This window comes from Bacterioplanes sanyensis (genome assembly GCF_002237535.1).
In the GTDB taxonomy this organism is placed as follows: Bacteria; Pseudomonadota; Gammaproteobacteria; order Pseudomonadales; family Oceanobacteraceae; genus Bacterioplanes; species Bacterioplanes sanyensis_A.
The window spans coordinates 1897642-1919125 of record NZ_CP022530.1; the positions used below are offsets into that span (position 1 = coordinate 1897642).

17 protein-coding genes are annotated in these 21484 nt (G+C 53.6%); 5 read left to right on the top strand and 12 right to left on the bottom strand.

The window, feature by feature from the left end; translation table 11 throughout:
• Together CHH28_RS09005 and CHH28_RS09010 are read right to left on the bottom strand one after the other, a co-directional pair.
• Window positions 1-474, bottom strand: a complete 474-nt coding sequence (locus CHH28_RS09005; protein ID WP_094059996.1) for a DUF523 domain-containing protein — start codon at window positions 472-474, stop codon at window positions 1-3.
• Between the two features lie 267 nt (window positions 475-741).
• Window positions 742-1533 carry a methyltransferase domain-containing protein gene (locus tag CHH28_RS09010; RefSeq protein WP_094059997.1) on the bottom strand — a complete coding sequence of 264 codons (792 nt, stop codon included), beginning with the start codon at window positions 1531-1533 and terminating at the stop codon, window positions 742-744.
• A 514-nt stretch (window positions 1534-2047) separates the two neighbouring features.
• Here CHH28_RS09010 and CHH28_RS09015 point away from each other — a divergent pair.
• Window positions 2048-2806: a GGDEF domain-containing protein gene (locus CHH28_RS09015; protein ID WP_233243807.1), complete on the top strand. Its 759-nt coding sequence runs from the start codon at window positions 2048-2050 to the stop codon at window positions 2804-2806.
• A 144-nt stretch (window positions 2807-2950) separates the two neighbouring features.
• On the opposite strand, the gene CHH28_RS09020 is transcribed toward CHH28_RS09015, so the two are convergent.
• Entirely contained in the window at window positions 2951-3949 is a 999-nt protein-coding gene (locus CHH28_RS09020) for a 2-dehydropantoate 2-reductase (protein WP_157729849.1), read from the bottom strand.
• Window positions 3950-4110: 161 nt separating this feature from the next.
• Here CHH28_RS09020 and CHH28_RS09025 point away from each other — a divergent pair, with 161 nt between their 5' ends.
• Entirely contained in the window at window positions 4111-5745 is a 1635-nt protein-coding gene (locus tag CHH28_RS09025) for a long-chain-fatty-acid--CoA ligase (protein ID WP_332881235.1), read from the top strand.
• Window positions 5746-5818: 73 nt separating this feature from the next.
• On the opposite strand, the gene CHH28_RS09030 is transcribed toward CHH28_RS09025, so the two are convergent.
• From CHH28_RS09030 to CHH28_RS09040, 3 genes are all read right to left on the bottom strand, one after another.
• A complete protein-coding gene (locus tag CHH28_RS09030) occupies window positions 5819-6847 on the bottom strand; it encodes a hypothetical protein (RefSeq protein ID WP_094060000.1) in 1029 nt (342 codons plus the stop codon).
• 240 nt (window positions 6848-7087) lie between these two features.
• Entirely contained in the window at window positions 7088-8695 is a 1608-nt protein-coding gene (locus CHH28_RS09035) for a D-arabinono-1,4-lactone oxidase (protein WP_094060001.1), read from the bottom strand.
• A gap of 23 nt (window positions 8696-8718) precedes the next feature.
• Window positions 8719-10560 carry a carotenoid oxygenase family protein gene (locus CHH28_RS09040; protein ID WP_094060002.1) on the bottom strand — a complete coding sequence of 614 codons (1842 nt, stop codon included), beginning with the start codon at window positions 10558-10560 and terminating at the stop codon, window positions 8719-8721.
• A gap of 625 nt (window positions 10561-11185) precedes the next feature.
• Here CHH28_RS09040 and CHH28_RS09045 point away from each other — a divergent pair.
• A complete protein-coding gene (locus CHH28_RS09045; protein ID WP_094060003.1) occupies window positions 11186-11704 on the top strand; it encodes an MOSC domain-containing protein in 519 nt (172 codons plus the stop codon).
• A 270-nt stretch (window positions 11705-11974) separates the two neighbouring features.
• Window positions 11975-12922: a DMT family transporter gene (locus CHH28_RS09050; protein ID WP_233243809.1), complete on the top strand. Its 948-nt coding sequence runs from the start codon at window positions 11975-11977 to the stop codon at window positions 12920-12922.
• On the opposite strand, the gene CHH28_RS09055 is transcribed toward CHH28_RS09050, so the two are convergent.
• The 5 genes from CHH28_RS09055 to CHH28_RS09075 form a co-directional block, all read right to left on the bottom strand.
• Window positions 12912-13484: a nucleotidyltransferase family protein gene (locus CHH28_RS09055; RefSeq protein WP_094060005.1), complete on the bottom strand. Its 573-nt coding sequence runs from the start codon at window positions 13482-13484 to the stop codon at window positions 12912-12914. The two genes, CHH28_RS09050 and CHH28_RS09055, sit on opposite strands and share 11 nt — an antisense overlap.
• A 54-nt stretch (window positions 13485-13538) precedes the next feature.
• Window positions 13539-14291: a substrate-binding periplasmic protein gene (locus CHH28_RS09060; protein ID WP_094060006.1), complete on the bottom strand. Its 753-nt coding sequence runs from the start codon at window positions 14289-14291 to the stop codon at window positions 13539-13541.
• Between the two features lie 69 nt (window positions 14292-14360).
• Window positions 14361-15329 carry an XdhC family protein gene (locus CHH28_RS09065; RefSeq protein ID WP_094060007.1) on the bottom strand — a complete coding sequence of 323 codons (969 nt, stop codon included), beginning with the start codon at window positions 15327-15329 and terminating at the stop codon, window positions 14361-14363.
• Window positions 15326-17536, bottom strand: a complete 2211-nt coding sequence (locus tag CHH28_RS09070; protein WP_094060008.1) for a molybdopterin cofactor-binding domain-containing protein — start codon at window positions 17534-17536, stop codon at window positions 15326-15328. Before CHH28_RS09070 ends, CHH28_RS09065 begins: the two co-directional genes overlap by 4 nt.
• On the bottom strand, window positions 17529-18095 hold the full coding sequence (locus tag CHH28_RS09075) for a (2Fe-2S)-binding protein (RefSeq protein ID WP_094060009.1): 567 nt from the start codon (window positions 18093-18095) through the stop codon (window positions 17529-17531). The genes CHH28_RS09070 and CHH28_RS09075 overlap by 8 nt, the downstream gene beginning before the upstream one ends.
• A 396-nt stretch (window positions 18096-18491) precedes the next feature.
• Between CHH28_RS09075 and CHH28_RS09080 the strand changes: the two genes are divergently transcribed.
• Window positions 18492-19652 carry a phosphatidylinositol-specific phospholipase C domain-containing protein gene (locus CHH28_RS09080; RefSeq protein WP_157729850.1) on the top strand — a complete coding sequence of 387 codons (1161 nt, stop codon included), beginning with the start codon at window positions 18492-18494 and terminating at the stop codon, window positions 19650-19652.
• Window positions 19653-19948: 296 nt separating this feature from the next.
• Here CHH28_RS09080 and CHH28_RS09085 read toward each other — a convergent pair whose 3' ends face one another.
• Window positions 19949-21220, bottom strand: a complete 1272-nt coding sequence (locus CHH28_RS09085; RefSeq protein WP_094060011.1) for an aerolysin family beta-barrel pore-forming toxin — start codon at window positions 21218-21220, stop codon at window positions 19949-19951.
• Between the last annotated feature and the right edge of the window lie 264 nt (window positions 21221-21484).

Below are 21484 nucleotides of genomic sequence, written 5' to 3' on the forward strand. Positions count from 1 at the left end.
TTATTCATTTAAAAAATCCAGTAGTTCATCAAACGTCGCTGGCCCAAAACAAGGTATGCCATGCTGGCTTAATAATTCGGCTGTCAGCCCCTGACCTGGAATCAGACGACCAGAAAACTCGCCGTCATAGATTTCACGGCTGCCGCAAGACGGTGAGCGGTCGGCCAATAATGCCGCAGCCACGTTGTGTTGTTGCGCCAGTGTCAGTGCCTTTTGCGCGCCGGATTCAAACGCAGCGGTAAAGTCCTGGCCGTCGCTGGCAATGACGTGGCCCAGACGAATTTCTGCCGCAGGCCTAGGCGTGGGAAGGCCGCCGGCCACTTCTGGGCAGATCACTACTACTCTGCGCTCGCTTTGCCAGCGTTGAATCACCGTTTGCAAGTGCGCGACTTTATCGTCATTAGCACGGCCATCGTAACGAACCGGTTGTCCCATTAAGCACGCGCTGATGAGGATTTTTTTAGCTGAAGTCATGGTTTAGGGCCTATTAACACTATTTAGTTCTTTGCTGCTGGAAGTCAGTTTTTCTTGAGTAAGGCATGAGGCGTGTGGTTTTACCGGTTAAATAAGCAACGAATAACGCAACTCAGGGAAAATGGACGCCAGCCCTTCGGGGTATGGCTGAAAACCCCTCAATCTGTGTTGCTCATCTTTCATTTTACTCGTTAAATATCCCTCTTCGCGCCTTGGTTGAGTGGTTTTCAGCTCATAACAGCGTGATCGAAATAGTGTTAACAGGCCCTAGCTCTTTTGACACAAGAGATGCACATAGCGACCCAAGCGTCGATACGGCTCTTTTAATCCGTATTCTAAATCGGTTTGGTTGACTTGGTCCTGGCCGATACGTTGGCGAATTTTCTGGTGCATATGATCGTGAATGCAGCGAATACCGCGCCAGCGTTTGATGGTCATGCCCAAGTCTTGCAGCGCTTGGCAAATCGCGTCTGGGTCCAGTGGATGCTGCGGCGCATTGCCCTGTTGGCGCAGACGTTCGCTGGCCGCCGTAGGCGCGTGTGTGCGGCCGTTCATAATCTGCCGCCATTGATGGCCGTGTAAGTTGTAAAACATCAACGATAACCAGCCGCCGGGCGCAACTTTTGATACCAATATCGGCAAGGCGTCAAACGGCTGCTCCAGCCATTCTAACACCGCGTGATTTAATACCAGCGGATACTGCTGCGGGAAAAAATCATCAACCTGCTGTAAGCTGCCAAGCTGTGTCGTCAGTGGCAGGCCTGCGGCAATAAATTGATCACGTGCCAGGGCCAGCATTTCTTCAGACAGGTCCAACAGCGATACTTCCGCGCCATGCTGCGCCAGTTGCAAACTGAACTGACCTTGTCCACCACCGATGTCCAATATGGTTTGCCCGCTTGGTACAGCGCAATCAGCAAAGTCCTGGCTGAGCGCCAATAGCCTTAGTTGCCCGCGCGGTGTGGCGTAAATAGTGCGGCTAAAGCGCTGTGCTAAATCGTCGAAGTTGCGATCTGGCTGGGTATTGTTTGGGTCCGCCGTTGGCGGGCGAGTCGTCATAACGGTGGAATCATCCGAGGTATTCGCATGTGGTTGGGTATTTGCTCTGTTACTGCTTCAATAACGGCCTTAGCGAAGGCCCAGGCCCAGCAAGGGTGTTGCTAACGCTGGTTTCACGCTGCAGCTGTAGGTGCTGATTTTACCTGCGAACGCTGGCGACTGTTAAGACTATCTGACTGGTCGCGTATCTAACCCTAAAAGCTAACGCCAAACATGCTCACACCCTGCACCACCAAACCTCTCGACCAGCCCCGGGTTTTGTACTCAATTGTTTCAAAGCTCCCCTATGGGTTGGCCGTAGAATTGTAGGCTGGTTAAACCCATCGCAATGGCTATTGAGCAGTGCTTTTGGTTCAGAGGACTGCAGCCGTTTATCTAACATCAGGGCGGTGCAGTTTATGGCCTACTGCGTGATAGGCGGCTGCGTTGCTGATAGCCGATGCAGTAAAGTGCATCGTTCTTGCAGCTGAGCGTCTATACTCTGCTAGCCCTGTAGTTTGGATTGGAATCATGTATGTCTGAGGGAATGGCCTCGGATACGGCCAACAACGCCGTTACCACCACACCCGTCTGTCCATTAGGAGAGGCGCAATGTCCTGTCATTGACGAGGTCATGCAGTTGCGCCAGCAAGTGCTGACTGACCCGCTCACTGGCCTGTACAACGTGCGTCATTTTACTGCGGCGTTGGAGCAAGAGCTGGAGCGTACCGAACGCACTGGCATTGCTACCGCGCTGATGATGATCGATCTCGATCATTTTAAACGCATCAATGACCAGTGGGGTCACGAGGTGGGCAATCGAGTATTGCGCGGCACCGCCGCCTGCATTCGTGAAAATACCCGGCGTCTGGATGTGCAGTGCCGTTATGGCGGTGAAGAATTTGCGGTGATTTTGCCATCCACCGAGCGCCGTTTGGCGATTCAGGTGGCCGAACGGGTGCGTTTGGCGTTGCAAGACGCCATGTTCTACGTCGATGACGACAGCGATCAAACCATTGATGTCACCGCCTCCATTGGCATTGCCTGGCACGGCATGGATCAGTGGCACAGCCAGCAAAGCTTGGTGGAAGAGGCCGATCAGTACTTGTATCAAGCCAAACAGCAGGGGCGGAATCGCGTTTGTTACGCCGATCAGGATGCCCATGCCGTGACGGTCAGCCAGGGCGAAAAAGCGCTACTGCACGATTTGTTTGTCGATGAAGATTCGCCAGATGACGCCAGTTTTGATGCTGGCGACGAGGCGGAGTGGGATTTCGATGGCCAAGGCAGTTAGCGCAATACGCGAGCTACGTCTGGCCTAGGCCGCAGTGGCGGGCCTCCGTCACGATCTTCAGTTGCCAGCCTAGAGCCGTTATGAACTTACGGCGCTATCACTAGAGAGCTGTCAGCTAATACAGCACGTACTGCCCGAGACCGGTTACGACGTTACTGCGGCCAACAACTCAGGCCCGGACATTCCGGTAGGCCGCTTCCCCTGTTCCACCGCCCACATCAGCCGCGCCAAAGCATGATTGACGGGCGTGGCTATGCCTTCTTGTTCGCCCTCGCTGGCCACGGCGCCGTTTAAAAACAAAATTTCGGTCGGACGGCCGTGCTGGATGTCTTCCCACATGGAGGAACGCGCTTCAGGGTCGATGGCCAGCATGCGCTTTGCCAAACGTTTAAACAGCCAATCTGGCACATTCATCAACTTGGGCAGCCATGTGGCTGGAAGGGCCGTCAGCTGGGCCAGTTCAATGCCTTTCGCTTGGGCAACGTCAACCAGTTCCTGCATGGCCATGGCCAGAACGCGGCGATAAGCGCGCTGTTCGAGTTGGGCTTTTAACGGCAAGTCGGACAGTGCGTTAATCACGTTGTTGAGGTTGAGCTGCAGTTTGGCCCAAGCAATGCGATCAAACTCACTGTTCAGTTCACATGCAATGCCTTGTCGCTGCCAGGCGTGTTGAATGGGCATTAGCAGCGGGTCGTGCTCCATATGCACATCGCCCTCGGTAGCGCGATGAAAATGGGCACCATCGCCAACCACGTTAAAGCCCACAATGCCGCGCAGTATTTTTAGCCCCTGGCATTGCTGGCGCACGGCAAGATCACTGCCCAAACCGTTTTGCAAACACACTACACGAGTGGCGGGGCGGCAGTAGTTGGCCAGTTGCTGCGCCGCATCTTCCATCGCCAAGCACTTCAGCGTAACCAATACGATATCGGCCTGTGCCAGCACTTTGGGGTCGGTGTGGTAGGGCACATCCGTGACGCGTTGCTGAGCACCCTGATAGTCGCTCAGCTCGATGGCACCGTGTTGCTCTAACACCTGTTGCAGACGCTCGCGCCCCAACAGCACACTATCTAACCCAGCGCTGTGCAGGCTGGCACCAAGATAACAGCCGATGGAACCGGCACCATAAACCACAATTCGCATGAACTTCCCCAGACTGAGAGCGGCTGCCAGTGTTGCGGATTTTGTCAGTGGCGACAAGCGCATCATGAGTGACAAAACGTTACAGTCGTCGCTATTGTGTTGTCGCAGTGCTGTTCGTACTGTACCTCTCCTGATAAAAATAAAACTAAAGAGGCAGAGCCATGATGCAAGGTCTGATGATGGACCGTCCGTTGCTGATCTCCAGCTTGTTGGAGCATGCGGAGTCCACCCACCCAAATAGTGAGATTGTTAGCCGCCGCTGTGAGGGCGATATTCATCGCTACCAAATGCGCGATGCTGCGCGTCGCTCACGCCAGCTCGCCAATGTGCTGCGCAGCCTGGATATTCAACCCGGTGATCGCATTGCCACTCTGGCCTGGAACGGCTATCGCCACTTTGAGCTGTATTTTGGCGTGTCGGGTTACGGTGCCGTGTTACACACCATTAATCCGCGTTTGTTTGCCGAGCAGTTGGTGTACATCATCAACCACGCTGAAGATCGCTATATTTTTGTCGATTTAACCTTTGTACCTTTGTTGGAAGCGATCCAAGACAAAATCAATGCAGTGGAAGGCATTATCGTGATGTGCGATGCCGACCATATGCCAGAAACTTCGCTCACCAATGTGCACTGTTACGAAACTCTGTTAGCACAGCAATCGGACGATTTCAGTTGGCCGCAGTTTGATGAGCGCAGCGCTGCCAGCATGTGTTACACCTCAGGCACCACTGGCAACCCAAAGGGTGTGCTCTACAGCCACCGCTCCACTGTTATTCATGCCATGGGCTCCATTGGTGAAGAAGCCCTGGGGCTGGCCTCGACCTCGTGTTTCCTGCCGGTGGTACCGATGTTCCACGTTAATGCTTGGGGCACTCCGTACTCCGCTGCCATTACCGGTGCCAAGCAGGTATTTCCAGGCCCAGGTATGGACGGCGCTTCGCTGTGGGAGTTGATTGATACCGAACAGCCAGATTTGTTGCTGGGCGTACCAACGGTGTGGCTGATGCTGCTGAACCATATGGATGCCATTGGCAAAACCTTGGAGTCGGTGCAAAACGTGGTGGTGGGCGGTGCCGCAGCGCCATACTCGATGATCAAAGCATTTCAGGAAAAGCACGATGCGTTTTTAATTCATGCCTGGGGCATGACGGAAATGAGCCCCATTGGCACCGTTAATTCCTACAACGCCGTGATGGCATCCTTACCATTGGAGCAGCGCTATCAACTGCAGCTGAAGCAAGGTCGCCCGATTTATGGCGTGGAGATGAAAATTATTGACGACAAAGGTGAGTCGTTGCCGCACGATGGCGTTGCCTTTGGTCGTCTGCTGGTACGTGGACCGTGGATCGTCAGCAGTTATTACAAGCATGACGACAACAGCAGCTTTATTGATGGTTGGTTCGATACCGGCGATGTTGCCACCATCGATGAAAACAACTACCTCAATATTGTCGACCGCTCAAAAGACGTGATTAAGTCCGGTGGCGAATGGATCAGCTCCATTGATTTAGAAAATGCCGCAGTGGGCCACCCTGATTTGGTGGAGTGCTGCGTGATTGGCGCTCGCCATGAAAAATGGGATGAGCGCCCATTGTTGCTGGCGGTACGCAAGGAAGGAAGCTGGGTCAGTGAAGACGACATTCGCCAGTTCCTCAGCGACAAAATCGCCAAATGGTGGATGCCCGATGCCATCGTGTTTGTTGACGAGTTGCCGCACACGGCCACCGGCAAGTTGCTGAAAATTAACCTGCGCAAACAGTACGAGAACTATCTGCTGGAGCAAACGCCAGCCTAACCCCCAGTGCCGGGGTAAACCCGGCACGGCAGCATTCGCGCAGCGCTCTGTTCAGCTAGCGAATGCTGTATCTTTATTGCGCGTCGCAGTGCATGCCACCACCAAATTCCAGTGCGCCCTGGGCGAAATGAGCTTGCTGCTTGAGCTGGCCAAATTTGTACAGCTCCACTTGAATGTCGGCGTTCATGGTTTTGGCAGATGGGTACTCTGCATTAAAGACGTCTATCGATGGCAAGGTCGAATCCTCAAAATCGGCCGTGTCCGCAGCGGCGTGAATGCGCATTTCCTTGTCAAAGCTCTTTAGTTGAATATCGAGTTTGCCTTCGCAGGGTGACAAGGTTCTGGTGACGGTCAGGCCGGCAATAGATGGCAAAAACGTCATTTTGTGCTCAGTGGAATGAAACTGACCGGCCCACATCTCGATGGCAAATCCTTCATCTGAACCACCAGCCAACATCAGTTGTTGATCAGCTTCAGTGGCCATGACGAAGGCGTAGTTGGTGGCTTGACTGGTGCTCCAACCTTTATCGATATAAGTAGAGGCGGTGCCTTGATGCTGCGCATAGTCGGCACTAAACGTGTAACGTGCCGGGGTGGCCAGGCTAAAAACAAACCAGCGATTGGCGACATTGGGCAAAGACGTTAATAAACTGTAGGGGCTGGCGCCTTTATTCAATCGCCAGTAGTGCTGATGCGGCCCGACTAAATCGGATGAAAAGGAGAAGTCTTCGGTGTTGATACGAATAGAGGACTCATCCATTTCGGCAACCCCTGGGATGCTGAAACGAAAACCGTAGGTACTGTCTTTTGCTTCGACCTGAACATCGTCGTACAGGTAATCGTAAGTGCGGATCTCGCCCTGGATTGGTGTGTACACCAAGTGCAAATAACCACGCTCTTTCAGTTCGGGGTCGTTCGCATAAATGAACGTTTGCAGGCTGATTTTAAAATAGCCCACCTGAGGGTCATTAAAATAATAGAACCACTGCTCATTCCAAGGCTTTCCGCTAGGAGTGTGTGGTTTTAAATCCGCCAGTGTGGTGGCCATAGAAGGCATGCTGATAAGCACTAAAATGACGATGGTGTGTATCCGGTTTGCCATGGTGATGTCCTTGTTATTCAGGTTTCAATGCTTGGGTGATAGTTAATTGCGGCCAATAGGTAAGTTTGTTAAAGAGAAACCTTAATGTTGATATGAACGAGTATCGTGGGCGATAGATCACAATGGGTCTGTCGCAGCTATCGGCGACATTCGTTGTACGTTTAAACTTTGATGTTTTCGTTGCTGGCATTCTTTTTGATATGAAAAGGGCCGATAAATCGGCCCTTAATCTGATTAAAGTTATTTACACACCCTGGCTTGCTCGAAGAAGCCTCCAGCTTGGCAGGTGGTTCCTTCTTCGCAGTGGCTGTCTTCAGTGCAGTAACACTCACCACGTAAGTTACACCCTGGAGTCAGGTAGTTGCTCAGCGGGTCGTCGCCGGTAGCACGCTGCCAGAATGGATTGGTGAACACATTGTATGGGTCCACCTCCTGTTTGAAGGCTAAAAAGTCGTTCCATTTAGGGAAACGTGATGGCATGTCTTCGAAGATGGCCACGGAGTTTTTACCCCAATGTGGACGCGCACCATACTTGCGCAGCGACATTTGTTCGATTTCGAGGTTAACAAAGTAGTTCTTTGGTACCGCAGCCCCTTCTTGACGCAAGGTGTATTCAATGCCGACAAAGGCGCTGTCACGTCCTGCACTCATGCCCAGATAGCTGTCGGACGCTTTACCAAAGCGGAAATAAATGCCGTTCAGTGGGAAACAGGTGCGTGGGTTGTTGTCCAATATTTTACGTACGTCGGCAATCCAGTTGGGTAGCTGCTCGAATGGAATGGCCACTTCTTGCAGTGCGATGGGAAGCTTATCCCACACGCACTTATCTGGATCTTTGCACTGGAAATACTGCATACGATCGGAATAGCCAACTGGCTTGTAGCTTTTAAAGCCAGTATCTAAATTACGGAAGTACGAGCCGTCGCGTGCTCCATAGCGCACTGCGGCGGCGAAACACTGCAAGCTCGAATTTTTGGTTTCATGTAAGGCGTCAAACAGTAAACCAAAGAAATATTCCTGAATATCCGACACATCAGCCTGAGCGTTATAGTCATTGCCTTTGGTGCTGAGTGGTACTTCGTTGTACAGCGTGGTGGTATAGCGGCCTAAACCCGGGAACCAAGCAACATTGGCAGAATAGTTATTGCGCGCCAAGTCGAGAATAACATCTTCTAAGTTGCTGTCATTACGATAGCCTTTGACTTCGGCTTTCACTTTGAATGCTGGTTCCAGCTGTACCGTGGCTTCGACCACAACCCCAAGCACGCCGAGATTGACACGCGCAGCATTCAAATCTTCGCCGGTCAGCACACGCACATCACCCATGCCATCGACAATTTTCATCGAGGTGATGTAGTCAGCAATCATATTGCTTTTTTTCTGGAAGGTTGAGCCATGGGTGCCGCTGCCCAGCATGCCGCCGATGGTAAAGGTTCCCAGTTCCGTCACCATGTTGACGGCCAGACCTTTGTCACGCAAAAAGTCGTTGAACTGATTAAAGCGCATGCCGGCTTCAACGGTAATGGTCATCGCTTCTGGGTCAAAGTCGACGACGTCGGTCATGTTTTCAAGGGTAACTTGTACTTGGCCATCTTGAGTACAGGCGGCGTCAATCTGGCTGGCAAACTTACGATTGCCGGTCATGATGGTATTGCCATTGACCAGAGCGTCACGCACGATGTCCTGAATTTCTTCAATGCTGGTGGGGCTGTGAATGATGCTGGGTGAACATTCATAGGTGCCCTGATAGTTTTTTAATTTTTCATTTTCGTCCGAATACAGGCTGTAGGACGTTGTGAGTACTGCGCCAGCCGCAATCAGCGGTAGCCAGAGTTTTTTGAGTGTCATTTGGCGTCTCCTTTCGACGATAATCATCCAAATTGTGGAAGTAAGTGGCTATCAATCAGGTCGCGAACTTTGCGGCTGTGTAAGGGTTGTTTTTGCCGCAGAAAATCACCGTAATTGGCTTTGTAGATGCCGCTGGGCCGAGGCCCAATAGAGCCAACCCACAAGGCATGGTTGGTGGTTGCAAACTGCAGTTGCTGATGAGCGAGTTTGCACAACGGGCCTGACGCCAAGTCTTTGGCATCAAAAAACCAGTACTCTTTGCCGTTTGAATCTGTACTGGAGGGGTGCTTGCGCACAACGGCAGTAAATAAATAGCCATCGTCTTGCGCCGTCGAACCTTGTCGTGCCATAAACTGTGGTGTTCTGACCACACAATCTTCAGGGAAGGTATAGCTGTCGGTGATTCGCATTTGCTGGCAATCCATGTGCACAATGGACGATGGAATCGGTTGCTTGGGCAGGGACTCATTGTCATAAAGGCGGCCTGGGTAATCTTCGTAGGCACGCGCTACGCGGCGGGGCAAATGCTCTGGTCGGTAGCCGATGGCCGACCAATAAATATGCTCAAACTTTTCCGGGAACTGAAAATGGCCGCGGTAGGCAGGGTCATTCATATCCCACAATAACCGCTCATCGCGAATTACGTGGAAGTCTTGTTTAATTTCCTCGGCGTGGCTATCACTCACCCAAATACGAGCTCTGACCAGACCGCCGACATCGACGGGTGCGACAGGGTAGCCAGACAACTCTCGTTCGACTCGACCACCAAAGTACAGGCGTTCCCAGTTAAACAGTTGCTCGGATTTATCCATAGCGCCGAGATATTGGCCATATAGGGTAATTTCACCATGACTGTCGTCGAAGTCGCACATGATGTCGGAGGTGTCGAAGTCAAGTTCAATATAATCCGCAATGACATGTGGCTGCGCCGACAGCAAGTCACGTTTGCGAATGATCCACACCGGCGTTTTGTGCTGTTGCGGCGTAACAATGGTGGTTCCCAATATGCGTGTGGCTTCCACGCGTGCCGCGGTTTGGAAAATAAGAATATGATTGCGGGTCACGCCAAGGGAGTGAGACGTGGTTTCTAGCCAAGCGTTATTGCCCAGACGGTCGACAATATTCCAACGCTGTAACTGACCATTAAGGTCCCAATAAATCAGGTGCAAAAATGCGTCTTTTCGGCCCATGGTGCCGACGTTGCCACCATAATTGATGGTAAAGCACTCTTGGCGTTCGAGGTCAAAAAACGGATGACCTGTGGTGCGTACCTGAGGAAATAGATGTTTTTTGGGGGTTAAAGCATCTATGAAAGGCGGTAAGCTGGACTTCCATTCATCCGGCATGCCGATGGGGGTAACCAGATCCAGTGTGGTGGCATCAAACTCAAATGGCGTGCCGCCTTCGTAGCTGAAAGCAAAGCGGTTGTTGCCCATGTAATTGGGAGCGGTATTGCAGTAGTTCATATAGCCCAGCGTCAGGCTTTGGTAGATGGTGCCGCCCATCAGGTTAAATTTGTCTAATCCATGCGTGATGTGCGACTGCAAAATTGCTGAAGGGGTATCAATCATTTTGCGGGTGAAATCGATCTTGCCGCTGCCAATGTCTAGTCGGGTGACGGCGCCCCGTCCGTTGGGGCTGAGATGATTAGTTTCTAGTGGTATGCCTTCGGCGATAAACACATGGCCGTACATATCCTGCGGGATGTTGCCCTCTAATAAGTCCAGCGTGCCGCTGCTGGCTTGCAAGCTGCCGTGCATAATTGAGCGTGGAAAACTGGACTCCACTAACTCAGAGTGTGCCAATGCCGTTGATGGCAGCAGTGGCGTGGCGGCGGCTACTTTCAAAAAATCACGTCGTTTCATCATCAGCTCCGGATGGGCAGGGCCAGATCTCCAGTACGGCTGGAGAAAGGGCCTATGACTACCATGATGAAAAAACGGTACATACGTACCTTTACAGAAAACTAGAAATTATTCGTATTAAGAAATTTGCCAGAGTGAGAATTGCACCAAGAATTGATTATTTAATTGCTGATGTTAGTTCTTAAGTATCAGTGCGCTGTGCTGCTTGATTTAATGATATGTTCGGGTTTTGCATTACTATTTCTGCAATCGGAAGTCGGCTTGCTGTCAATGAGCGAAGCTGGTGGCTCACCAGCACTCAACGCGGTATATCCATCGATATAAACGGTGCTTTTATCAACGCTCATTTATTGAGGAAAATATTTTTATAGTTGTGGGGCTGGATCCACGGTCGGTACTAAGAGAGACCAAGAAAAAACCAAGAATGAGATCAAAACAAGCACCAAAACAAAGATCAACACAGAGATCACACATCCTCAAGTTGTTCTTTGAGCTGCCTATTACACATGGTCTCACTCAGCGAGCCTGTGCTCCTCACCTTGCTCTTGCAATGGCACCGGAGCGTGACCCGCCGGTTGATTCAGGCTCTAATAACCGGGTTATTGCAGAAATAAAGGAGACGTCCATGCCGTCACAATCTGCGTTGTTTGATCGGTTAACGCAGGACTTGCCCACCGGGCAAGTGACTTGGCTCGGTGTTCGGCCTGCTCGACGACAGCCGATGACCACGGTGCCCGAAGCCTATGCCATTGCTGATCTTGGTTTGGAAGGGGATCGGCGCTGTCAGGGCAGTCCAGGTAGCGCTCGCCAGATTACTTTCATTAATGCCGAGCATCTCGACTTAGTAGCTAGCTGGTTGCAAACAGCGGATATCGACCCAGCGCTATTACGTCGCAATGTGGTGATCAGTGGTGTCAACTTGCTGGCGTTGCGTCACCAGCAATTTACCGTGGGTGATGCGGTGTTTGAGGCAACGGCGCTGTGTCATCCGTGTTCGCGTATGGACGAAGCCTTAGGCCCGGGCGGTCAGGCAGCCATGTTGGGGCACGGCGGTCTTTGTGCACGTATTCTCAAGTCTGGAATGGTGCGGGTTGGTGACTCGTTGCGCTGCTTGATGCCAGAGGAGCGCTGGCCGTCGGCTTGAGTCGTGTGTGGGGGAATGCTACAGTCGCGCCAAGTAATACGTTTATCAATCCAATAATTGGACTGCCATACATCGTCCGTCTGTTTCAGGTACGTTGTCGTGCAGTGGTTATGTTTATGTCATCTGTAGTGAATCTGTTGGTTGTGGTTGGCGTTCAGCCGCCCGCAGCGGTTGTGGCTTAAGCCACGGTTTTCTTGCTGCTCTCCGTTTGGAGTTGTTACTGCCTTTGGTGAGCAGCGCTTTCGCTCGTTCCAACAGATGAGATTTGACATGAATACTCTTTTTTCCCGGGCGCCTTGGGTGCCCATGGCATTGTTTGTTTTGCTCTGGGGCAGTGCCGCCATTTTTACCCGTATCGGGTTAGATCACGCGACGCCATTGGCGATGTTACTGCTGCGCTTCAGCTTGGCACTGCTGGTGCTGCTATTCCTGTGCCTGTCACAGTCGTCCGGCCCGCGGCGTTGGTGGCCGGCCGCCAAACATCGCAAGCGCGTTGCTGCGGCGGGGCTGTTGATGATTGGCCTGTATTCCATCAGTTATTTTCAAGCCATGTATCACCAAGTGACGCCAGGCTTGCTGGCGACGGTGCTGGGTGTGCAACCGATACTGACCTTGCTGCTCACTGAGCGGCGCTTTTCGCCTTGGCGATTGCTGGGACTGTTGCTGGCACTGGCGGGGCTGGCGTTGGTGGTGTGGCAAAGTCTGGTGGCCGCGCAATTGTCGATGGTCGGCATGGCCTACGCGCTGGCGGCATTGCTGTGCATTACTCTGGGAGCTTTGTTGCAAAAAGGCGTTAACGAAGCACCGCTGCAGACATTGCCCATGCAATATGTGATCACGCTGCTGGTGTGCTTGTTGTGGGCGCCGACGCAGGCGTTTGAATGGCAAATGGATTGGGGCTTTTGGATACCCTTGCTGTGGCTTGGAATTGTCATTTCTGTACTGGCCCAGCTGCTGTTTTATCGGCTCATTCAAACGGGTAACTTGGTCAATGTGACCAGCCTGTTTTATTTGGTGCCGGTGGTGACCGTGGTGTTGGATTTCTTGGTGTTGGGCAATCGTCTGCCCTGGCTGGCGTTGGTGGGCATGGCGGCCATACTGACCGGGCTGGCGTTGGCGTTTCGCCAACATGCTGTGAGCGACACCGCTGCAGCGCCAGCAGCTACATCAACGCCAACTTCAACGGCAACATCCACGCCGCGAGAGTCTAACGCTTAATCGGTGCAGACATAATATCGGTCGGTCGATCGATGTCGGTCAAAATACCGGCATCGTCGGTCGGCAGATAGTGCACCGCATATTGCTGCATTAAATGGCGCGCGCCTTGATCGCCGTGGCACTGCAGCAGCGCTTTCGCATGACGTTGGCTAAACCCCACCGGGTGGCCCCGTTGGTGCTGATACATGGGTACCACAATGTTATGTTGCTGCAGTTGTTGTGCGACATGAAGGTAAGTACTGGCGTGGATGTAGGGCATATCTGCCAGCGCAATTAACCATCCCGACGCCTGGCGGCACGCCTGAACACCAAAAGCCAGACTATGACCCATGCCTAGGTGGGCGTCTGGGCACATGTCCCAGTGTATTTGCTGTGCTGTCAGTTGTGCGCCAATGGCCTCATCGCCATCGGCAAGCACTACAAAACAGGACAAGCCAGATTGGCGAATTGTAGCCACTGTGCGTTGCAATACGGAGCTGCCGCAAGGCAGCCTCGCTAGGCGCTTGTCGCCGCCAAAGCGGCGGCTGCTGCCAGCGGCTAACAGGAGAACGGTGGTGTTCATGAATCACTCGCAAAAAATGCCAGTCTAACGCATGTTGAGCGAGCGAGATGAGCTCTACATGTAGCGGTCGGTGATGTCCTTCATCACGGCTTTGTCGGCTTTGACGGCATCCACCGCTTGCTGCAGCTGTTGCACGGTCGCACTGTCGATGTCGGTGCTCAGACTGAAATACAGCTGCGCTTCTTTCAGCGTGTGATGAGCGACAAAATCCTCATTGTTTAGGCCTGCTTGGCGAATGAACCAGCGGCCGACATTCTCTTCATAAGCCCAAGCATCGATGCGGCCTTTATTTAACATGCGCGCCAGTGATTCCGCGTTGGGGACATGGCGAATGTTGGCGTCGACTGCGCCCTGAGCACGCGCCAACTGCTCGCCGATGTCATCGCGTATCACGCCAATCACCAAGCCAGACAAGTTGCCATTGGCAGGCAATGTCAGCGGCCTGTCTTTATGCGCCAGTAACACGATGCGGGTATCGGCAATGGGACCCACCCATTGGAACAATGGGTCACGCTCTTCGGTGCGGGTGGTGGAGAACAGCACCACCCCAGGTCCATCCAACGCACTGCGATAGGCGCGCGGCCAAGGTTGTACCTTGATGTCGCTGCGCTTAATAGCTTGGCCGCTGCGTGCGGTGGCTGCTACCAGCAAGTCGACGGCCAGCCCTCGCAGTTCTTCGCCTTCGATCATGTTATAGGGTGGGTAGGACTCAGTGAGATAATTCAGCTTTCTGAGGTCGGCATGTGCCGCCGTCAGCGCTAGCAGGCAGACAATAGCGGTGACGGTACGAATCAATGCAGTCGCCATGGCGCTTTCCTTTGTGAGTGGCCTGCTTTGAGATTAGGTGACGCGTTTGTGCGTTGTGTTGCAAAAACGTCAGTCGCTTTGGTGATTCTGTGTTACAGACGGCGCTAACGGTCGCTGCTGCAGCACATGGGCCAGCACCGAAATAGCGATGTGATAGGGCGTTTTGCTGTGAATCGGCAGACCAATGGGCGCATGCAGGCGTTGCAGCTGCTGCTCGGTGATGCCCAGTTGCAGCAGGCGTTGGCGGCGAGCCTCGGAGGTGGCCAAGGATCCCATGGCGCCGACATAAAAAGCTTGGCTGTTGAGGGCTTCTAACAGGGCTAGGTCATCCACCCTGGGGTCGTGTGCCAGCGTCACTACGGCACAATGTGAGTCGTGGAACTGCTCAGCCACCAGTTCATCGGGCATGGCTTTCACCACGTTGGCATGGGCGCTGGTGAAGCTGTGCAAAAACGGCTCGCGAAAATCACAAATGGTGACCTCAAATCCGGCCGGGGCAGCCAGCGCTGCCAGCTGCTGTGCCACGTCGGTGGCGCCTGCGATGAGCAAGCGATAGTCCGGCGCAAAGGGCTGTTGCCAGTGCAGCGCTGTCAGTTCCATCTCGGCGGCGGTGCCTTCCAGCAGCTCGCTGCGGCCGTCATTCGATACTCGACGTGTACACGCGCGGCGTTGCTGCAGCGCGGACAGCAGCGCTTGAAAATGCGCCAGCTGAGTGGGGTCGATGGCTTCCAATAAAATGTGCAGTTGGCCACCGCACGGCAAGCGATAGCGTTGTTGCTCGGCCTCACTGGCGCCGTATAGCTGACGTATTGGCGCTTGCGAGCGTGGTAATTGCGGTAAGCGCTGCAGCAAGTCTTCCTCGACACAGCCGCCCGACAATGAGCCCACATGGCCATGTTCGGCGCACCAAGCCAGTAGCGAGCCGGCTGGCCTGGGGCTGCTGCCATAAGTGCTGGTCACGGTGGCTAACCACACCTGTTGGCCCTGGCGTAACCAGTCCACCAGGGTGGCGATAACGGCGCTTTGTCCCAGGCTCATGTGGCCAAGCGCAACGGCAATGAGCGCAGGCGCTGGCCGGTCGCGCTGAACAACGCATTCGCCATGGCCGCTGCCAGCGGCGGCACACCAGGCTCACCGACGCCCGTTGGCGACTGTTGCGACGGCATGATGATGACATCAATTTGCGGCTGCTCGTTGATGCGACTGAGGGCGTAGTCGTGGAAATTGCTTTGCTGCACCTGGCCATCTTGCAGGGTAATGCCGCCGTACAAGGCCGCCGTCAGCGCAAAGATCACGCTGCCTTCCATCTGCGCGGCGACGGTATCTGGGTTAACCACCAAGCCGCAGTCCACGCCACAGACCACGCGTTTTACCTGAAAACTGCTCTGTTCAACCTGAATATCAACGATCTGTGCCACCCAGCTGCCAAAGCTCTTATGAATCGCCACCCCTTGGTGGCAGTCAGGCAGCGGTTTGCCCCACTGCGCATGCTCGGCTACTCGCTGTAATAAGGCGCTGGCTCTGGGGTGTTGCTGCAGGTGTGCCAAGCGAAAAGCCAGTGCATCTTGGCCGGTGTGATGGGCCAATTCGTCGATAAAACTTTCCGTCACAAAACCATTGTGCGAGTGGCCCACACTGCGCCAATAGCCAACCGGCACCCCTGGGTCTGAGTGGACGAAGTTGACCTGCAGGTTATCGAATTGGTAGGGCAAATCGTGTGCGCCCTCGTAGGCTGAGGTATCACTCGGTGCGATGACCCCTTCGCCTGCTTTGCCGACCGACGCCAACGTCGGGAACATAAACTTGGGCAAAAACGGATACTGCGCCGGGGCGGCATCGTCAGCAAACCAGTCAAACACCTTGGGGTGCGCCAGGCGGTGTTGCCACGCCGTCACCTGTTGTTGATCGTCGATGGCGGCTTGCAATTGGTGCACGCTGGCCGGGCGATAAAAATCGTGGCGTGTGTCTTCTTCACGGCTCCAGATCAGTTTCACCGGGCGCTGCAAGTGGTCGGCAATGGCGGCGCATTCCGCCACGTAATCCTGCATGATGCGACGACCAAAACCACCACCAATCCAGGTGGTGTGCACCTGGATATCATCCAGGCTGTAGCGGCTGTGGCGACCCGCTGCGACGCGCGCCATGCTGGCGGATTGAGTCGGTGCCCAGACTTCCATCGCGTCGGCGCGGGCGTCGACCACACAGTTTTGTGGCTCTAACGTGGCGTGCGCCAAATGCGGCAGCTGATACTCGGCGCTGATGGTGCTGGCGGCAGTGCGCAGCGCGGCAGCGGTATCGCCCTCGTCCCGCACATCGTCGCCGTCTTGCTGCGCCAGTGCCTGCTGATGCAGGGTAATAATGCTGTCGTTACTGGGCGCGTTGTCGGGGGTTTTCCAATCCAGCTGCAGTAGGTTTTGTGCTTTGCGTGCTTGCCAGTACTGTTTAGCGACCACGGCAATGCCATCGCGCCCGGCGGCGCTGATAGGAAAGACCGCGACTACCCCTTTGGCCTGCTCGGCGGCAGCGGTGTCTGCTTGTTGCAAGCTGGCGCCCCACGCCGGTGCTCTGCTGACCACGGCATACAGCATGCCTGGCAGTTCGATGTCGATGCCATAGTCGACTTGGCCCGTCACCTTGGCGCGTGCATCCAAACGCTGCTCGGGTTGGCCGATGCGTTTAAATTGCTGCGGCGTTTTTAAACGCACGTCGGGCACCGACTGCTGAGCCGCAAGGCTGGCCAGCTCGCCATAACTCAGGCGTTGCTGCTGGCGGTTATGGATGGCGCCATTGTCGGCTTGCAGCTCGCTTTGTGGTTGCTGCCATACCTCGGCGGCGGCGGCCAACAGCATTTCGCGCGCACTGGCACCAGCAATGCGAATGCGCTCGTAACTGCTGGCCACGCTGGTGGAGCCGCCGGTAATCTGCAGTTTGTAAATGGGGTTGTTGTAGAAACTGTCGACGCCGGCAAATTCGACCGTGACCTGTTGCGGATCAACTTCCAACTCTTCGCATAACAAGGTCAGTAAGCCGGTGTAGGTGCCTTGGCCCATTTCAACGCGGTCCAGCACAAAGATGATGCGATTGTCGGTGTGAATATGCAGCCAAGCGTTGGCCTGCCAGTTGCTGTCCGACACCATGCCCTGATGGCCAATACCCGCACAGCCTGGCAATGCGATGGTCATCAGTAAACCACCGGAGGTGACCGCACTGGCTTTGAGAAACTGACGCCGATTTAACTCAGTCATGTGAGGCCTCCTGCCGCAGCTCGGTATATAACGCCGTCGTTGCCGTCGTTGCCGTCGTTGCCGTTGTTGCCGTTGTTGCCGTTGTTGCCGTTGTTTGGCCGTCGTTGGCATAAGCGGATGCTTTGTGAATGGCCGCGCGGATGCGTGGATAAGTACCGCAGCGGCACAAGTTGCCGCTCATCGCTTGGTCAATCTCGGCATCACTGGGGGCTGGGTTGCTCGCCAGCAGCGCCGTGGCCGACATGATTTGGCCCGACTGGCAATAACCGCACTGCGGTACATTCAGCTCAACCCAGGCTTGCTGCACTGGGCTTAATCCCTCGGCGGGGGTGATGCCTTCAATGGTGGTGACCTCATTGTCGACAGCCGTGCTCACCGGCGTAATACAGCTGCGAATCGGCTGACCGTTGAGGTGCATGGTGCAGGCGCCGCACAACCCGGCGCCGCAGCCAAACTTGCTGCCTTTCAGGCCAATGGCATCGCGCACGGCCCACAGCAGTGGCGTGTCGTCGTCGATATCGAGGGAGTAGCGTTGTCCGTTAACCGTTAGCTGAATCATGGCAGGCGCTCATATTTTTATGTGATTCTTTCTAAGTGACCCAAGGTTACCAACGCTGAGTGGCGTGCGCCAAGTGGTTTTTCGTCATCCTGTGTTGGCCAAGTCAGTGCTGCCCCACTTTGCGCCAGTTCCTCCCCGGCCATTGCGAGGCGATCTGGATACAGTTAAAACCATGGTGCTAAAACGCAGCAGCGTTGATCGGGCAAGCAGGGATTGCGGCCATGTGGATATAACAATAATCAAGGTAACTTTATGCACTCATCCAATTCGCTCTCATCCGCTTCCCTCTCTAGCTCACACACTCAAAAACACACCCCAAAACACGCCCGTGCAAAGACGGCTGGCTGGCTGTCGGCGGCCGCTTTTTGGGCTTTGTGCTCGGCCGACGTGATGGCCATGAGCTCTAAGCCACAGCAAGATCCAATGGCCGAGTTTCACAATAGTTGGATTGGAACGGCATTGGCCATGCAGCGTGATCTAGACGATGACTCGCCGCTGGCCGACAACAATATTCTCGGCACTCACAACAGTTACAACTCAGAGTCGTATCGCAACGCCACTCGCTATTTAGACCCACAGCAAAAAGTCACCATTGAAGAGCAGCTCAGTTTGGGCGCGCGATTTATTGAGCTTGACGTGCACTGGACCGCGCACACCCATGGCTGGCCGTGGGAGTGGGGTACGGATTTATTATTGTGTCATTCGGGTATTGGCCAGGAGTGGGGCGACTTGCATGTTGGCTGCAGCCTGACGGACCGTCGGGTCAGTGAAGGTCTGGCGGAAGTGAAGAACTGGCTGAATAACAACCCAGATGAAGTGATTATTTTATATTTTGAAGATCACTCAGATGGCAAACATCAACAATTGATCGAGCTGCTAAATGCCAGCATTGGCGACAAAATTTATCCCAGCGGTGGCTGCAAAAATATTCCCAATACATTAACCGAAAACCAGGTTCGCCAAGCGGGCAAACAGGTGGTGTTTTGGAAAGACAGTGATTGCTCTGGCAACAGCGCCATGCAACAGCTGGCCTTTACCGGTTTAGGGGAGATCGACCGAGCCTGGGAAGACCGAACTGGTGTGGGTGCCATAGGTGCATTTTTTACCGGCGGTAAAGTGAAACGCATCGAAGCCGAGGATGTACGTCAGTTGTTCAAAAATGGCGGCAATATCGTCAACTTGGATGACATGCACCACGATGACAACCGCCTAGCCGCTGCGGTGTGGTCATGGGATGTGAATGAGCCGAACAATTACAACGGCAGCCAGCACTGTGCAGTGCAACAACATAATGCGCGTTGGGATGATACCCAATGCAGCAATGAGTACTTCTTTGCTTGCGTCAATGGCGCGAACCAATGGCAGCTCAGCAGCTGGCAAGGCAGCTGGAGCCAAGGCGCCGAAGCTTGTCAGCAACTGGGCAGTGACTATCGCTTTGCTGCCCCAACCAATAGCAAGGACAACCAAGCGTTAGCAGAGGCGCGTGGTGGTGTATCGCATGTTTGGCTGAATGCCAGTGACCAGAACAGCGAGGGCCGCTGGCAAGTAAATAAATAACCATATAGAAAATACCGCTGCCTGTTTATCTGCTCATTTGAATTATGATAAACGGGCGACGGTGTTTTTTTGATTTTTTATGCTGCGTTGGAGTTAGCGTATAGTAAATAGGGGCGTCATAAACCGGACGCTTTGAGCAGAGGCGTCGCAAGAAGGCATCGTAAACAGCATAGGACGGTAGTCATAAACCAGGTTAACAAACCTAAAAACCACTAGTTCATTTGAATAAAGACCAGCTTTTGCTGGCCTTTGTCCTGTGCGTGGTCGATCTCTTTTCTGCGATCAACTACGGCGATTTACTGCTGTAATCGATTCTCTAAGGTAAAGCGCACATCGCTGATGCGTTGCTCCCAGTCAAAATCCTGCTCACTCGCTTTAACCAGAGTATTACCTCCCACCTTGCTGCTCACGCTGCGCTTGGTGCGTTGATTTTGGCTAGCTGACAACTCTTCTGCCGTTAAAGGAATAGCTGGTCCTGCGGTAATATTGTATTGGCTGGCATCGACGGTGGTGAATTTGCCCGACATGGGCACCACAAACCGCTGCTTACTGCTGGCGCCCAGTGCCCAGCGCAGCGAATCTTTACCGTGTTCGTTTAACATCCACTGCCAATCCCAATGGCTATAACCCGGAATATGACGATGTAAGTATTGATCGAGCATGTCCTCAGCAGCATTCAACTGGTTACGACCACCAAAGGTGTATTTTTCCCATGGGCGATCGGTGGGGTGATCGTGGCGAGCGTTGCCGCCCCAGCGTAGAAAGTTTTCATAGGTTACGTGGTAATCCATGTGCATTTTGGATTGGTAAGGAATGTCCGCCTTTTGTTTAAAGAAAGTGATGGTGATTTCACGCTTGCTGCGTGCAGGCACGATGGCGCGGTATTGAGCGCTTTGTGATACGGTATCGCTGTTGCCTTCGGTTTCACTCCACCCCTGATCGGCGCTGAACTCTGCTTTAATTTCAGTTTTTCCACCGAACAGCTTTAAGCCAAATTCATAGCTGTTGGTGATGCCAATGGTCTCTGAAAATGAAAAATTATCCTGCTTCGACCAGCTTTCGGTTTCGTTGTAGCTTAGTGTTGCTACCTTGGTATCGTCGGTGTCGCCTTCATTACGAACAACGTAAGTGACGGTTTTAATTGGCTCACGATCGTATACTTGCGGCTCGCCCAACTCTAGTTCGCCAGGGTTAGTAATAAAGCGGATATTGGAAATATCCATCTTCAATCGCTCATTGGCGCGATAGCCTCCGGCATTGGCATCGTTGGCGTCATAGCGTGCTTGTAAACGGTACTGGTTTTGATTGATCTGGCTGATGTGGAAGTCGTCACCGACATAGGATGAACCTGTGCCGCCGCACCAAGCGTACCCCATAAAGTGCGCCATGTAAGCGAGAGGCTTATGAAAGTCGGGGTCTGAAATAATGCTGTATTTCAAACTGGCTGCGTCCTGCTGGGCATACAGTTTGTCACCGAAATCGGCAATATCATCCGCGGGGCTGGCGGCAACCACTGGGCTCATCAGAGCGGTCAGTAAGACCGCAGATTGGCTAGCGTATCTGATCATATTGAGTACCTTAATTATTATTAGTGGCTGACTTGTTAGTTTCTGTGCTCAAGTCAGGCTGCATCATTCACCAGCGCTCTGTGCGGGTGCAATGCGTAGTGGCGTGGTCGGTGTACGACCATGATCTAGATAGGAACTGGTACTTTTCGGTGATTGTGCGCTGCTTATGCACCGCTGTGGCTAGCTGCTGATAAAAAAATTATCAGCAGTTTCTTATTCGGCGCTGTTACTGGCAGCGCCAAAAGTGTGATTGGCTCGACACTC